Source organism: Halobaculum magnesiiphilum, assembly GCF_019823105.1.
GTDB lineage: Archaea > Halobacteriota > Halobacteria > Halobacteriales > Haloferacaceae > Halobaculum > Halobaculum magnesiiphilum.
The window spans coordinates 178,329-192,622 of record NZ_CP081960.1; the positions used below are offsets into that span (position 1 = coordinate 178,329).

The following is a 14,294-nucleotide window of genomic DNA, read 5'->3' on the forward strand; positions in this document are numbered from 1 at the left end:
CGAGCCGACGAGTCATCGTCGCGCTCGGCGGTTGCGGACCCGAACGGCGTCGTTTACTCGACTTCGATCTCCCGGGCCGATTCGATCTCCTGTCGCGGGAGCGTCACGGCCAACACGCCGTTTTTCATCTCGGCGGTGACGCCGTCCGTCTCGACCTCGTCGGGGAGACTGAGCGACCGTTGCACCGACTGGTGGCGCCGTTCGCGCCGCAGGATACGCTCGTTTCCCTCCCCTTCGCGTTCCTCAGTTGCGTCCTCGCGCTCGCCGGCGATCCGGAGCGTGTTGTCCGTCACTTTGACCGTCACCTCCGACCGGTCGAACCCGGGGAGGTCGACGGTCGCGACGAACTCGTCGTCGTACTCCACCAGGTCGACGGGCGCGTACTCCTCCTCGTCGGCGAACTCCTCGCCGGACCACGACCCGGTCGCGGCCTCCAGCTGTCGGTTCATCCGCTCGATGAGCTGTTCCACTTCGGCGAACGGGTCTCTCTGTGGTGGCATCGGTGCTCCCTCACTCGTCGTTCGCCGACCGACACAAAATACGCTCCGTCGATCGGACCGGCGTGGAAACGACCGCCGGGGCCTTATCGCCGACAGCTAGAGGTAGGTACGGTTCGTGATCGGACGTAGCGACCGGCGGCACGTCGGATCTCTCCCGAACGTTCGAGGAGTCCCGCCCGCCGTGTTCCCGAGCCGCCACACATCCGAGATTCCATGATCGACTGTGACGAGGTGCTGGCCGAGGTGAACGCGGAGACGGCCGATCCCCGACTCGACTCGGGGCACGTGCGCTGTCTTCGTGGTTCCGACGGCTCGGGCTCGGTGCTGCTCCTCGGAGTCGTCCACGATCACCCGGCGAGCGTGTTCCGGGTCTCACACCTGCTCGAATCGTTCCCGCCGGACGTGCTCGCGGTCGAGTTGCCGCCGCTTTCGGTCCCGTTGTTTCGCCGGTACGCGAGCGACTCGCACGTGCCGCCGCGGCTGGGCGGGGAGATGAGCGCGGCCATCCGGGCGGCCGAGGGGGCCCGCGTCGTCGGCGTCGACGCGCCGAACCGCCGCTACCTCGCGGCGCTGTTCGACCGATTCCGGAACGACTCCGCCGCACGAACGCTCACACGGCCGGTCGTCTCCGATCTCGCTCGCGGGCTCGGGCAGGCCGTGGCCTGCCGGCTCGGGGCGATCGTCGCCGCCTTCACGCCGTACACGCCACGAGTGTACGCGCATATCCAGTACGACGCGACGCTGCTCGACGATCCCGACGTGCAAGCCGAGCACGAGGCGAGTCACCTCGCGCAACATCGTGCGTTCGTCGGCGTGGTCGAGCCGCCGCCCGAAACGGCGCTCGTCGATCGGACCCGTGAGGACGTGATGGTGGCGAGGCTCTCGGCGCTTCGAAGCGAGGGGGACGTCGCCGTCGTCGTCGGGATGAGCCACCTTGAGGAACTGGAGCGCAGGCTTGTCGCCCCCGGGAGTGCTCCCAATGATGACGGCGAACCCGCCGAACAGTGATAAACGGTAGCACTGTCCATGGCCGTCGGCTATGTCCCTGGCGTGTGAATCTCAGGGATACGCGCGCCGACTGCGGGCGACCGCGGTCGACGCGCCGATAACGGAGGAACCCAGATGGGACCGACACACGCAGACACGACGGGGTGGAAGCGGCTCGTGACGGCCGAGGGGCAGCCGGTCGGCTGGGCACGTCGGGGCGACGGGGAGGACGGCGACGGCGAGGGCGACGCCGACGAGTGGCACGCCAAGCCCAACCCGGGGTTGTTACGCGGGTGCGACTCCTGGATCGCTCCCTCATGGCACGAGGGCGGCCGGTACAGGCTCGACCCGGACGCGGTGGTCGGCGAGGGGGAGGCGACCGTCGTGCTCGCCGCCGCCGACTCGGACGCTGACTCGCTCCTCGAAGACGCTCGGGGGACGGAGGGTCGGGGCGTGGCGGACGATCGATCCGGATCGGAACACGACAAGCCTCACCGCTCACGTCGGTGAACCGTCCTCGGTCACCCGCATAGCAGCCCGCCGCATGTCAGTCACGAGAGTTCGAACGCTCTCGAAGTGAGGCGCCGAAGAAAAATTTCGCCGTTCGAACGGTCTCTCCGTGGCGTTCGCCGCCGCTCAGAGGTTCTTCTTGAGTTTGATCTCGTTCGACCCGATGTCGTCGACCTTGGACGTTCGCAGCTCGTACATATCCTCCCCCTCCTCCGCCCAGCCGAGGCGGCGTCGGACGCTCTGTGACAGGTTCGACGACGGTTTGACGTGCGCCATCGATCCCGACGTTTCCTCGATCGTTCCGATCTCGTCGCCGTCGGCGGTTATCACGCGCTTCCCCTCGTCTTCGGCCCTGAAGTTTCGTACCATGGATGCTGTAGCTCTCGTGTTCGTTCGCGCGTCCTACGGTCGCCATCCGTCGCGGTCGCGCCGATCGCGTTCGGGGTGGCCGACGACATGTCGTCCGTCGACCAACTCCCCGCTCATATCCTCGCCGTGCCATCGTATGAACGCTGACTATCGGTCTCCAACGAGTTCAAGACGGGGCGGGTATCGGTCCGGTCATCGGTCCCGGGTGCCCACCGTGATTCCACGCTCTGGAAAAGACTGGCGCGATTCACGTCCCTGGCGGATCTCTGGTCGCCCGAATGGCCGTTCACGCGACGGTCGCGGTTGCCCCTCGCGAGTTCCTCCTCGGGAGGGCCCTCGCCGTCGCCGGCGACGCACGGATCGAGCTCGAATGCGCGGTCCCGCTCGGGGACGAGTTCGCGCCGTACCTCACGGTCTCGGCCGACGATCCGAAAACGGTGTGCGATCTCGTCGCCGCGGAGCCCTCCGTCTATCAGCTCGAACCGCTCCAGCGTGGCGACGACGAGTGGCTCGTGCGCGTTCGGTGGACGGGTCCCCGATCGCCGGTGTTGACGGCGCTTCGTGACGCCGACGCCGTCTGCGTCGAGGCGGTTGCGACCCGCGGAACGTGGCACCTCACGCTCCGGTTCGATAGCCACGAACAACTCACCGACTGTTATCACCGTTGTCTCGACCGGGATATTCGACTCTCCGTCGAGCGCGTGCAGGAGGGGGAAGCCCTCCGACCGTCGGAATCACGGGCGCTCACGTCCGCCCAGCGCGAGGCGCTCGCGACCGCGTTCGATGCGGGCTACTTCGCGGTGCCGCGGGGAGTGACGCTCGCGGAGTTGGCCGACCGGCTCGGGATCTCCGATACGGCCGCCTCACAGCGGTTGCGACGCGCATTGCAAAACCTGCTCGCCGACACCCTCGAGGCCGACGCGCGCGATCTCGCGTGAGGATCGAATTCGCGTCGGATCGGGAGCTAGGCGTTCTGGTCGATCACGTCGAACAGCTCGTCCCAGCCGTCGTCGGCCGGAAGTTGTTCGCGGACCTGACGCATCTCGTTGGGCGAGACGATCTCGTTCACAACATCGAGGACGACCCGCGCGTGATATGCGGCGTCGGAGCGGTCGTCACGATCTTGCATTCCTTCCCGTTCCCAGACGCGCTCGATGAACTCGGTCCAGTCGAACCGCTGTCCGTGTTCCTCGACGGCGTCGGTCAGGTAGTAGTCGATCTCCATCGGCAGCGACCCCGCGAGGTCGGTCGCCTCCCCTTCCTGGATCCGCTCGCCGAGTGTCGTCAGCGTCGCCCGGATGGCGCGGACGGACTCCCCTGTTCCAGGCAGCGAAAGACGATGTTGGACCTGTCCGGTGAACTCATCGAAGTTCATACGGTGTGAGCATCGCGGGGAACACCCATGAGTGGTCACGGCGCTTCCCACGCCGCGGCGACGAGGTCCACACGGCCGAGCGCTCGACCGCGCATTCGAACCGAGGCGCGACCAAGAGGTTCACCGACGATCTCAAGTAGCAGTGAAACTACGTCGACAGTTATCATCGATGTCGACGAACCCTCCGGTATGGTGCTCGATGTCGAGACGCCCGCCCAGCCCGACCTGACCAACCGACCGGTGCCGAGCGTCATCGACGCCGACGAGGTGAGCGATCCGGACGGCGACCTCCGTCGGGCCGAACTCGAAGGGGCGCTCGCCGACGGCGCGTGGTCGGATGCGTTCCACGAATGGGCCGAGTACACGGACCTGACTGAATCGGAGATCACCGCGCTCGCGGATGCCGGTCGGTTCGAGGAGGTAGACTTCTTCTGGGACCCGACCGAGGGGCGGATCCGACACGAGGTTCCAACGGTTACCACGACGGGAGAAACCGACGCCGATCTGGCCGCCAGTGCGGAAACCGAACTCGCGGAGTTGTGCGAGCTTGTCGTCGAGACGCTCGACGACGCGTATCTCGACTGGGACGCCGACAGCGGCGTCGAGGAACCGTGGACCGAGGAGACGTTCGACGACGAGTCGCCCGAGGAGTGATCCGAACGCGGCCCGTCCCGATCCGGTATCGGCCGCAACTGGATTCCACTCGAGATCATCGGATGTCGTATCCCGATCGGTCGGATTCGGAACGGGATTTAACACCTTGTCGCGCGAACATCTATCTATGGGGACCACTGTCGAACTCAGCGACGACCTCGTGGAGCGCATCGAAGGCCACCTCGAGGAGGACGAGACCATCGAGGAGTTCCTCGAAGAATTAATCTCGATATACGAGCAGGAGGGTCGCTTCCTCCAGGAAGGCGCCTAGCCGGGGTACCGGCGGATTCGGTAGTCCGTTTCCTTCGCAGTGACGCTTCGGCTCTGTCTACGGTCGCGAAGACGCACCTACGCCCGTGAACTCGTTCTATCGGTCCCGTCGCATCCCCGTCGACATTGACCGCCTCTGAACAGGCGTCTGGACCGACCTCGAACCAACAGTCCTCTCAGGCTCGAAGAACTCACAAAGGGCAATTCGGGTTTCGAAACCCGAATTGTCGAGGTCGAAACCTACGTCGAGAACCCGGAGTATCGATAGAGTATCTGGGGCGAGAGGCGGTACCTGACCCCGTGACGAAGCTCAACACCCGAATTTATATACCTAAACTGCTAATTTCGGATACCTATTTGATTTTCTAGATAATCTGGCCGAGCGCTGTCAATCCCCACGTTCATAGCATGGGTCAGAAGGTCGCGGTACAGTCGCACGAGGTTGAACCCCTGATCACGGTGCGTTTGAAGATACCGTGATCCACCCGAACAATGAACCGTTCTGGCTGCACTTAGGAGTCACTCCCGCAACGGCCTGAACACGGCACGTCGAGCGTTCCCCGACGAGAAGCCGAGCGTTCACGGAGATGGTTCTCGCCGCTCTCCGCGAGAACTACGGTAGTCGAAACGGCGACGAACGTATTTTCGGGTTACTAAAACGCCGAACCCCCCGATCTCCAATTGCATTCAGTCTCTCCGACGCAACGCCGTACACTGGCTTCAAGCGTTTTCTTGGGAACAGGCGCTAAAACTCGCCCTTCAGGGCGGTGATACAGCGCCGTCATCGGTAGATTCACACGGGTACAGACCGTCTGTGCTACCAACCGAGGCGGTCTACCCGCCCGATGTACTAAGACAGTATCGGGAGTTCCATTCGGTCGGTCGACGGTATCCCGTCGAGTTGACCGCTGTGGATACCGTCAAAAAACAAGCAAGGTACTCCCGAATCCCCCGAGGATAGGGATACGGGGGGCGTGGCACTCCCTGTATCACGACGGGATGCAAACCCGAGGTTCCCAACTCAGCAAGGACTGTCATTGTGGGAAGCCCCGCCCTGTAGGGCGGAGAGAATGTCACCGAGGAGAAGCATTGACCTCCTCCTCCGCGTGAAGACGGAGGAATCCGACCATCGGATTCGGGCGGTCGATGCCCTTCGGTTCCAACCCGCACTCGGAGGGAACCGGCGACACCCCGGGGGAACTATCGTTTACCTCCCTCGGAGGGCTGTGGCCCGGCCAATGAGGCCCCGTCGGATTCCATGTCATCGCCGTGCGAACCACCGACGGTTCGCCACCCCGTATGGTTCGAGGACGGCATCTCACCGAATCCGTAGCATCCGTGAGAACAGGGACCACGGCTTTGAATCTACCGAACAAGCGTGGCTGTTGTCCGCTTGACCCCCGCCTGAGGGGGTATGCGCTCGCACCTATATCAGTAGTCCACGTCGTGCTCTCGCTAACCTCTCGGGAGACGGTTTCAGAGAGGCCGAATTCCTGTCCTGTTACGGCCTTCACACGGAGGAGTTCGTTTGTGTTGGAATCGATGCAGCGTACAGCCACTAGCGCCGGCCGTCGACTTGGATCACGGTATGGTCGATCGCAACGCGATGCGGGTTTTACCGTGGGTGGCCGTGGGCCAGCCTTTCATACCCAGGTTTGATCAGTCGAACGGCTTGATACATATCAATTTTAGATATAGTATATGGATCTGGTAGTTCTGTAGATGGAGTGAAGACCGAGCTTCACCACCCGGATCGGTGTCGCTTCTGACTCCACGAACTCTAACTCGAAAAACACGGCTGCACACGCGATCTTCCTGCCGAGATCAGCCCATCCGAACGACGCCGGCCTGATCAGAGGGCGACGACTCCAATCCTGAACACATCGCGGTCCCGATCACTGGACCCGAACAGCGATCGATCCGTGGACACATCGAGGACGTGCACCTATCGGAACTCGGGAACGGAGCAACCGTGTTCGACCTCTGATCAGACGTCACTGTACAGGTTTCGCAGGCTAACACGAGATTCCGCGTATGCTTTGTCGGTACAATGATATTATTGAAAGAAATGGGGCTGTTGCTTGATGTAATACTGGCTTGACTCGAGGGTCAGCGGTTACATCGTACATTCACAGCCTCCGTCTCTCAACAATTCCCCCACAGGTAGATCTGAACCGCAATCCGGACAAACAGTTCGAACATCCACGAGAACGTCGTAGTCGTCTCGGTCTAAGTCGTTTGAGGACGCTAGCGAGCCGATGGCCGATTCGGTCACCGCCGCGAGCCGGCCTTGCAGTTTCTCTATCGATTCGATCTTCCGTTCAGGCAGATCGGTATTGTCTGCTGGAAGACTCGCCTCTCTGTCTTGTTTCAGGAACGTGTGTATGGCCTGGTGGGTGACGAAGTCGGATGTAACTGCGTCGACGTCGATACCTTCCCGTTCGAGCCGTCTCCGAGCGCGAGTCGCGTCCGTGCTGGAATCACTCGTCAGCGTCTGGTACGTCCCGGAAATCTCATACTCCATGGGTGACTCCCCTGTTCGGCGAAGCGCTGCCGCTAACACTGCTTCATTGAACTCGTCCGCAAGGTCCCGGAGACTCGTTCGCTCACCATGCTGCCCGGTCCATTCTGCCTCGAGCTGATCGCCCATCTCTGTAAGCTCGTACTTGTCTATCACTCGGGCAACCTTCGTCCTACGAGAGTTTGTACCGTTGGACATACCTGACCTACGGAACTTTCCTTTACATACCTAACGGTGTAATACTCTCCGTGTCATTCAAGGGTTTCCATAGGCACCAAATTTCACAGATTGACGGGGAATATTCAATTAAGGGAAGTGAGGTAGAGTATTCGCTCAGTCGATATTCTCGATGTACGTGTACTCTTCAGAGAGGGCTGCCGCGTCCTCGGGAAGGAGAGCCGCCACGAGGAAATCCGCATGTTCACTCAGGTAATCGACAACATGAGAAATCCGGTCGGAGTCGATCGCCTCCAACGAGTCGAGGATGATAAACGGGACCTTCTCTGCCACGTCGTGTACGAGATAACCGGCAAGCGCGAACACCAATCCGGTAACTTCGCGCTCGCTCTCGGAGAGATGGTCGATCGTGTCTTCGTAGACGGTCCCGTCCGCAGTCGAACGAACGATATGGAGATCGAATCGAGACCGCATCACCTTCTTTCGACCCTCTCGGACCTCTGTCTCCCGTTGTTCGATCCAGATCCGATCGAGGTTGTCGTATTCCAGGATGTCGAGGACGGTTTCCATGTGCTCATTGAAGTTCTCGATAGCGTCTTGTTCGATACGGTTGACCCGCGTTCGTAGTTCAGTGAGCTGCTCGGTGACCGCTTCGCGTTCTGCAGTGAGTTCATCTCGTTGTTCGATAGCCGACTCTTTGTCCGCGATTTCCTCGTTGATCTCGTCAAGCTCTGACTCCAGCCGGTCGATTCGAAGCTCGATCCCGTTGATTTCGCGGTGGAGTTCGAGGACTTCGTCGTGGTCTTCTAGCTCGATGCTCTCGGCTTCCGCTTCGAGTTCGGAAACTCGTTGTTCTTGATCTTCAATACGTTGTTCAAGCTCAGCGACGCGCTCGCGTGATGATTCGATGTCCGATTCGACCGTTTCGAGCCGTCGTTCGGTCTGTTGGCGCTCGCTCTTCCGTTCCCTGATCGATTCCTTCTGTTCACTCAACTCATCGATCTCTGAGCGGATACGATTCCGCTCATCGAGTTTGTCTGACCGCAGGTCACGAAGCCGCTGTAGCGTGTCCTCGATCTGGGTGGTCTCGACTTCGGACCCGCAGGTCCAACACACCGTCTCGTCGTTCTCGAGGAGTGCGTCCGTCGGATCCGTGTCGGTCTCGAGGTCTATCCCTTCCCCATTCAGCATCTCCTGGTTGAAATTGATGACGCTCCCGAGTTCGTTGATAGTATCGTCGAGCGATCGCTTTCGTTCACGGAGTTCCGAAATACGGCCTTCGAGCCTGTCCGTAGACTCCGTCACCTCCTCCAGTTCCTCGAGACTCGCCTCCAATTCGTCGCGTTCCGCTTCGAGCTGTTCGATCGTAGATCGTTCGGTTTCCAAATCGAATTCCAGATCGTCCAACTCGGATCGCGCGTCACGAACGCGATCGAACGCGTCTTCGAGGTCCTGTTTCCGTGAGCGACTTTCCTCGACGCCGGTATCGACTGCATCGAGTTCGGCCTGCTTTGTTTCGAGCTTGTCACGGGCTGTTTCCAACTCCTCTTTCGTTTCTTTCTTCTCGGCCTCGAGTTGTGGGAGTTCCTGTTCGAGCCGGTCGAGTTCTTGGATCTTCGATTCGAGTTCGTCGCGTTCCTGCTCGCACGCCTCGATCTCGGCTTCGATCTGATCGGTGTCGATCGGGCGCATGATGATCTCTCTGAGATCGTCACCGCGGGCGACAGCGCGTCGTGCCTCGTTGTCTTCGAGCAGGAACGCGAACGAGTCGGCGATCTCGGGGTCCTCGAGATACGGATCGCCGCCGAACACAACGGTGTCACCGCTACGTTTCAGTGTCCGAGTATAGGTTTCCCCGCCGAGTTCCAGCGTAACTGATCCCTCCTCAGCGTCGCCTTTCAACGTGGTTTGCGTGCTGCCGAGCCCACCCATGAGCGCTTGGAGGAAGGATGTCCTGTTCGATGCGTTTCGGCCAGCAAGCACGGACACACCGGGAGGGAGCGTTACCGTTGTTTCATCGATCCCACCGATATTGCGTACTTTAACCCGAGTCTGTTGATGCGAAACTTGTTCTGATGACACAGTCCCATAGGAGGGCGTCTGTCAGTTAAATCTATTGAACGATTGTAACAGTCTGCAAGCAGGATACTGCTCGCTGCTGCCATCTCAAAAGCCACACACCTCACGAAGGAATGCGGATCGAGTCTCCCACCGGCAACTGAAGACATCGCCAATACTAAAGCGGATACTATTGGGGAGCTTCAACGTCGAGTCTCGGCAGTTACCGAATTGGCCATCTCATCACGTTCAAACCCGTGCGAACTGGACAACGCTACCTACGAAATTCTCATGAAGTCCGTGGTGTCCGTCCGAACTGAGGGACAGACGTCCTCACTAGTAATGCCAAAAAGGATTACGCCTGTAATGATGTAATAGTCAATGTCCTTCACTAGTGTTCGGGATGACCGAACAATCCTATGAGTATGCGAGATTGACTTCGACGACGTTTGCTACCTGTGAAACCCGATCAGCGAGTTCGGTGTTCAGTCTGTCCTCCTGCATCCTGCTTTTCGGCCCGGAGATACTAATTGACCCGAGGGCGTAATCGCTTCCATCAGTAATCGGCGCGGCGACACAGCACAACCCCGGGAGTCGCTCCTCTTGGTCGATTGCATACCCCCGTGAACGGATCGTCTCCAACCGGTTATCGAGCTCTTCACGGGTAGCAACGGTATTACTTGTTTCAGCCGGAAGACCATAATTTTTAACGACATCATCGACGAACTCTTCAGGTCGGTGGGCGAGAATTGTTTTTCCGACAGCAGTCGAGTGAAGGTACTCGCGCTTGCCTAGGTACGAGTCCAGATTCACCGCGTTGTCTCCGCGTTTGAGATCTAGGTAGACACCTAAACCGTGTTCTTCGGTCACCAAGTTCACCAATTCACCCGTCTCGTTGGCGAGGTCTCGGATCTCAGGTCTAGCCACCTGATAGAGGTCCATTTCGTCCCGTTTGCGACCGCCATGTGTGAGAAACTTCAGACTGAGCTCGTAGGTGTTCCCCCGTTTAATCACGTATTTGTTTTCGACCATGGTCTTCAGGTGGTCGTGAACGGTACTCTTGGCGATACCGGTCTCCCGCGAGATGTCCGTAATACCAGCGTCCTCCATATCTTCTATTGCTGCGACTATCTCGAACCCGGTCCCGAGCGACTTGACGAGCGAATCGTTTCGTGCCATGAGTAGACATGGCGGGACGATCTGTAATATATGTTCCGCATCACCGAACAAGTGACACATTCGAATCCATCTCCGTTTCCAACATTAGATATCGCATACGCACGTTACAAGCCATGAATCAGACGATAACTTCATAATCTGACTCAGGAATACGGCGTCACTGTGGACGGTATTACCGAATATGGATTCGACTCTCCCGGACAGGCTATGAAGGGGAAGTCATTATGCACCCGTACATACAGCACTGAATATGGAGAAAATCACATCCGGCCCGGAGAGCAGTGATCTCCCCTTTTCGGAGGGAATCATTCACAATGGAACAGTGTATGTCTCGGGGCAGGGTCCGCTTGACCCACAGTCAGGGGAGATCCTCGGTTCGACTCCTAGCGAACAAACACACCTAACCCTCGACAACATTCAGCGAATTCTCGAGGCAGGAGGGTCATCCTTAGATTCGATCGTCAAGGCGACGGTCTACCTTGATGATATCGAGTACTACGACGAGGTCAACGAGGCGTACGGCGCCAGACTCTCGGAGCCATTCCCCGCGCGGACCGCTATGGAGGTGGTGAACCTTCCAGTCGATATCGCGGTCGAGATCGACGTCATCGCTGCAGTGGAGGACTGAGAGAAGACGGATGCTGGCTGCTCGGTCAGTCCCAGTTCGGATAGGCGTCATCAGCTAGATCATCGAGCGGGAACAACGGCCGAGGAATCCGCTCATAGTCGAATCGTGCGGGGTTCACGGCACTGGTTCCTGGCGTATCGATGAGGATGACCTCGCTCGACATCGTCTCGTAGTCACCGAGGAATGCGATAAGACTCGGGATGCAGATCATATCCAATCGTTCGGGAGGCTGGCCGATGTGACGCCAGATCTCTGCGTCGAATGCGGAGGCTCGAGTCGGTGCGAGTACCACGGTCACCGAATCGTTGGTCCCACACTGGAACCGGACCGTGGTTCCGATGTCGTTCTGGACGCCCTTTCCAGAATGTGAGGTCCCCGTGTTCACATAGCGACCGTCTGTAATGGCCTTCACGTAGCCGTCGACGTTCTCGATCGTCTCGCCATGGTTATCATCGGTCTTGCCCCCGATGTCGGTTGTGACGCGGTTTCCGACTCCCGCGTTGAGACACTTCTCCACCGCTTCGGGGTCGTGCATAATGGCCCAACCGGCTTTTTCGATTCCTTGGTCCAAAATCTCTCTTAGAACTGTCGTCCCATCGGAGGCGCCGCCCCCGCCGGGATTCGAGCCGAAATCGGCCATGACAATGGGGCCGTCTTCAGGATCCATCTCCGCTTGGAGTTCTTTGGCTGTGCGGATGGCTTCGGACGGTTTCGGATACTCCTCGACGAACTCCTCACGCTTCGTCCAGACGAATTCAGCCAGCTCCCGCGAGACATCTCGAGCGGTGTCGGGATCGTCGTCGGTTACTACGGGGATCGTGTACCCCATCTCGGGGATATCCGCGTGATAAAACCCGGGCAGCACGTTCACTTTCAAAACACCGGGCCGCTGTTCGAGTTGCCGGGCCTTGGTCATCACCTCTGCCATCGGCCCATTCGGGGTGTAAGCCTTCGGCTGGAACGCGATGACCGGTGGCCGCTCCATATGCATCGACGGATCAATGTCACCTTCGATGGCCCTGAGGAGCAATCGCATCCCGCGTTCGCCGGTCTTTGCCTTATCGAGATGGGGATAGGTCTCGTAGGCCACCAACGCATCGGCGGCTTCGACCATCCTCCCGGAGACGTTTCCGTGTAGATCGAGTGTGACGACGACAGGTACCGTTTCACCGACGATGTCCCGGACGTCTTGGATGAGTCGTCCCTCGCCGTCGCTGTCGGATTCGGTGACCATCGCGCCATGGAGCGGAAGCATGACTCCGTCCAGTTCGTCCACGTTGTCTCTGACTGCGTCGAGAATGAGGTCCGTGTAGAACTCGTACGTATCGTCATCCACGACGCCACCGGGGGTGGCGAACGCCGATACTGTGTGGATGAGGTCTATCTCCTCCTCGTCGGCGACGTCGATGACGCCACCGATCGCCGTCTCGGTTCCTCGCATGTTCCTCGGCACCGCGTCGTACAGGTACTCCTCACGCGCTTGGAAATCCGCTCTGGTGACCGCGTCCGGGACGAACGTGTTCGTCTCGTGGGCGAACGCACCCACTACGACTGTGTGGCTCATACGTGATCGGCGGCGACTTTAGCCGCCTCTAAGGCCTCGTCGATGTGCTCATCGGTATGGGCGTGCATGAGATTTATACGTCCCGTTTTCGGTGGAAGGAAGATTCCCTCACCCATCATCGCGGCTGCGAACCGGCTGTAGGCATCGGGGTCGGTGTTCGGCCCGATGTCGCGGTACTCGCGCCACGCCGCCGGGTCGCCCCCGCCGTCGAGGAAATGAACAGCGAAGAATCCGGCAAATTTCGGTACAAAGACATCGTGCCCTGCGTCTGCAAGTATTTCCTTGAGACCCGCTGTCAAGCGCTCACCCCTGTCATAGAGTTTCTTGTAGCCTTGTTCGCCCACTTCATGTAGAAGCTCGAGGTTGGCATGGGCCGCTGCCACGACCAACGGGTTCCCGGAGAACGTCCCCATAAAGGTCGATTTGTCGCTCCCTGACTCCAGAAACCGCATGACCTCTTCGCGGCCACAGAGCGCAGCGCAGGGATAACCGTTCGCCATCGCTTTGCCGAAGACGGTTAGGTCGGGATCGATATCGAAGTAGCCCTGGGCACCTTGGAGGCCCATTCGAAAGCCAGTCACGACCTCATCAAGAATGAATAGCACATCGTGTTCGTTCGTCAGTCGACGGAGTTCATCTAGGTACCCGTTTTCGGGCCACAGCAACCCGCTGTTGCTCATCACGGCCTCGGTCATGACTGCCGCGATGTCGTCGCCTTCTCGCTCTAGCTTCTCTTCGAGTAGGTCGATGTCGTTCCAGGGGGCGGATTCGACTGTCTCCATCGTCTCTTGTGGAATGCCGGTTGTCTCCGGGATTTTCGTCGGGTTCCGTCTGGTACCGAGATCCTCGGCGCCGGGATGGACATTGACCAAGGCGTAGTCTGTGTGGCCGTGATACATTCCCTCGAATTTGAGCACCTTTTCTTTGCCTGTGTAGGCTCTGGCCAATCGAATGGCGCTCATGATGGCCTCAGTTCCAGTGCTGATGAATTTCGCCAGATCGCTAGACGGGACCATCTCGTTGAGAAGGTGGGCCGCCTCGTGTTCCTTTTCGTATGAAGTAGCGAAGTACGGCCCGTTGTCGATCTGTTGTTTAACAGCCTCGATCTGTCTAGAAGGACTGTGACCGTTGATTATCGCTGAGACACCAGCGTGGAAGTCGATGTAGTTGTTCCCGTCTACGTCAGTGAGTTCAGCCCCGCTGCCGCTCTCCATGAAAACCATCGGATAGGGGGCGTACGATCCACTGCCGCGGTAGTTCGACGATGTAGACTCGGGGATCTCTTGACTAGCTCGTCGTTGAAGTTCGATCGATCGCGAGAACTTCTCGAGCCTCTTGTTTCCGTACTGGGTGAACTGCTTTTCAGCTACGGAACGCTCTTCCGACTCGGGCGTACCCATAGCAAGTTGTTACCAAGACTCATAATAAACATTCCGCAGGGTTCCCTCTGATTTCACACATTTATAGATAGAGTGCAGTCGGCGCGAACTCTTATGTAATAC

General features: G+C 59.2%; 14 protein-coding genes. 6 read left to right on the forward strand and 8 right to left on the reverse strand.

From position 1 onward, the window contains the following. Positions 1-53: 53 nt before the first annotated feature. Positions 54-500: an Hsp20/alpha crystallin family protein gene (locus K6T50_RS17390; protein WP_222609497.1), complete on the reverse strand. Its 447-nt coding sequence runs from the start codon at positions 498-500 to the stop codon at positions 54-56. 213 nt (positions 501-713) lie between these two features. On the opposite strand from K6T50_RS17390, the gene K6T50_RS17395 reads away from it, so the two are divergent. After that, positions 714-1,508, forward strand: a complete 795-nt coding sequence (locus K6T50_RS17395; RefSeq protein WP_222609498.1) for a M14 family metallopeptidase — start codon at positions 714-716, stop codon at positions 1,506-1,508. A 114-nt stretch (positions 1,509-1,622) separates the two neighbouring features. Then, a complete protein-coding gene (locus K6T50_RS17400; RefSeq protein ID WP_222609499.1) occupies positions 1,623-1,997 on the forward strand; it encodes a hypothetical protein in 375 nt (124 codons plus the stop codon). A 126-nt stretch (positions 1,998-2,123) separates the two neighbouring features. Here the strand turns inward: K6T50_RS17400 and K6T50_RS17405 are convergent, their stop codons facing one another. Beyond that, positions 2,124-2,366, reverse strand: coding sequence for a hypothetical protein (locus K6T50_RS17405; RefSeq protein WP_222609500.1), 243 nt, complete (start codon positions 2,364-2,366; stop codon positions 2,124-2,126). Between the two features lie 278 nt (positions 2,367-2,644). Between K6T50_RS17405 and K6T50_RS17410 the strand changes: the two genes are divergently transcribed. Next, a complete protein-coding gene (locus K6T50_RS17410) occupies positions 2,645-3,304 on the forward strand; it encodes a helix-turn-helix domain-containing protein (RefSeq protein ID WP_222609501.1) in 660 nt (219 codons plus the stop codon). Positions 3,305-3,330: 26 nt separating this feature from the next. Here the strand turns inward: K6T50_RS17410 and K6T50_RS17415 are convergent, their stop codons facing one another. Continuing rightward, complete coding sequence (locus K6T50_RS17415; RefSeq protein ID WP_222609502.1) at positions 3,331-3,741, reverse strand: DUF2267 domain-containing protein; 411 nt, start codon at positions 3,739-3,741, stop codon at positions 3,331-3,333. Positions 3,742-3,930: 189 nt separating this feature from the next. Between K6T50_RS17415 and K6T50_RS17420 the strand changes: the two genes are divergently transcribed. Together K6T50_RS17420 and K6T50_RS17425 are read left to right on the forward strand one after the other, a co-directional pair. Then, positions 3,931-4,395 (forward strand): DUF7992 family protein, encoded by a 465-nt coding sequence (locus K6T50_RS17420; RefSeq protein WP_222609503.1) that lies wholly within the window; start codon positions 3,931-3,933, stop codon positions 4,393-4,395. 127 nt (positions 4,396-4,522) lie between these two features. Next, entirely contained in the window at positions 4,523-4,666 is a 144-nt protein-coding gene (locus tag K6T50_RS17425; protein WP_222609504.1) for a DUF7557 family protein, read from the forward strand. A 2,115-nt stretch (positions 4,667-6,781) separates the two neighbouring features. On the opposite strand, the gene rdfA is transcribed toward K6T50_RS17425, so the two are convergent. From rdfA to K6T50_RS17440, 3 genes are all read right to left on the reverse strand, one after another. After that, entirely contained in the window at positions 6,782-7,384 is a 603-nt protein-coding gene (gene rdfA / locus K6T50_RS17430; protein WP_222609505.1) for a rod-determining factor RdfA, read from the reverse strand. Between the two features lie 135 nt (positions 7,385-7,519). Further along, complete coding sequence (locus tag K6T50_RS17435; protein WP_222609506.1) at positions 7,520-9,445, reverse strand: archaea-specific SMC-related protein; 1,926 nt, start codon at positions 9,443-9,445, stop codon at positions 7,520-7,522. A gap of 393 nt (positions 9,446-9,838) precedes the next feature. After that, positions 9,839-10,600: an IclR family transcriptional regulator gene (locus tag K6T50_RS17440; RefSeq protein ID WP_222609507.1), complete on the reverse strand. Its 762-nt coding sequence runs from the start codon at positions 10,598-10,600 to the stop codon at positions 9,839-9,841. Between the two features lie 250 nt (positions 10,601-10,850). Here K6T50_RS17440 and K6T50_RS17445 point away from each other — a divergent pair, with 250 nt between their 5' ends. After that, positions 10,851-11,228 carry a RidA family protein gene (locus K6T50_RS17445; RefSeq protein WP_222609508.1) on the forward strand — a complete coding sequence of 126 codons (378 nt, stop codon included), beginning with the start codon at positions 10,851-10,853 and terminating at the stop codon, positions 11,226-11,228. Positions 11,229-11,253: 25 nt separating this feature from the next. On the opposite strand, the gene K6T50_RS17450 is transcribed toward K6T50_RS17445, so the two are convergent. Both K6T50_RS17450 and K6T50_RS17455 read right to left on the reverse strand, forming a co-directional pair. Further along, positions 11,254-12,792, reverse strand: coding sequence for a M81 family metallopeptidase (locus K6T50_RS17450; RefSeq protein ID WP_222609509.1), 1,539 nt, complete (start codon positions 12,790-12,792; stop codon positions 11,254-11,256). Continuing rightward, positions 12,789-14,192, reverse strand: a complete 1,404-nt coding sequence (locus K6T50_RS17455) for an aspartate aminotransferase family protein (protein ID WP_222609510.1) — start codon at positions 14,190-14,192, stop codon at positions 12,789-12,791. The genes K6T50_RS17450 and K6T50_RS17455 overlap by 4 nt, the downstream gene beginning before the upstream one ends. Positions 14,193-14,294: the final 102 nt, after the last annotated feature.

Coding starts and splice junctions, on each gene's coding strand:
- K6T50_RS17440 (WP_222609507.1), bottom strand. CDS start 10,600: ATGGCACGAAACGATTCGCTCGTCAAGTCGCTCGGGACCGGGTTCGAG.
- K6T50_RS17410 (WP_222609501.1), top strand. CDS start 2,645: ATGGCCGTTCACGCGACGGTCGCGGTTGCCCCTCGCGAGTTCCTCCTC.
- rdfA (WP_222609505.1), bottom strand. CDS start 7,384: ATGTCCAACGGTACAAACTCTCGTAGGACGAAGGTTGCCCGAGTGATA.
- K6T50_RS17390 (WP_222609497.1), bottom strand. CDS start 500: ATGCCACCACAGAGAGACCCGTTCGCCGAAGTGGAACAGCTCATCGAG.
- K6T50_RS17400 (WP_222609499.1), top strand. CDS start 1,623: ATGGGACCGACACACGCAGACACGACGGGGTGGAAGCGGCTCGTGACG.
- K6T50_RS17455 (WP_222609510.1), bottom strand. CDS start 14,192: ATGGGTACGCCCGAGTCGGAAGAGCGTTCCGTAGCTGAAAAGCAGTTC.
- K6T50_RS17415 (WP_222609502.1), bottom strand. CDS start 3,741: ATGAACTTCGATGAGTTCACCGGACAGGTCCAACATCGTCTTTCGCTG.
- K6T50_RS17395 (WP_222609498.1), top strand. CDS start 714: ATGATCGACTGTGACGAGGTGCTGGCCGAGGTGAACGCGGAGACGGCC.
- K6T50_RS17425 (WP_222609504.1), top strand. CDS start 4,523: ATGGGGACCACTGTCGAACTCAGCGACGACCTCGTGGAGCGCATCGAA.
- K6T50_RS17450 (WP_222609509.1), bottom strand. CDS start 12,792: ATGAGCCACACAGTCGTAGTGGGTGCGTTCGCCCACGAGACGAACACG.
- K6T50_RS17445 (WP_222609508.1), top strand. CDS start 10,851: ATGGAGAAAATCACATCCGGCCCGGAGAGCAGTGATCTCCCCTTTTCG.
- K6T50_RS17420 (WP_222609503.1), top strand. CDS start 3,931: ATGGTGCTCGATGTCGAGACGCCCGCCCAGCCCGACCTGACCAACCGA.
- K6T50_RS17405 (WP_222609500.1), bottom strand. CDS start 2,366: ATGGTACGAAACTTCAGGGCCGAAGACGAGGGGAAGCGCGTGATAACC.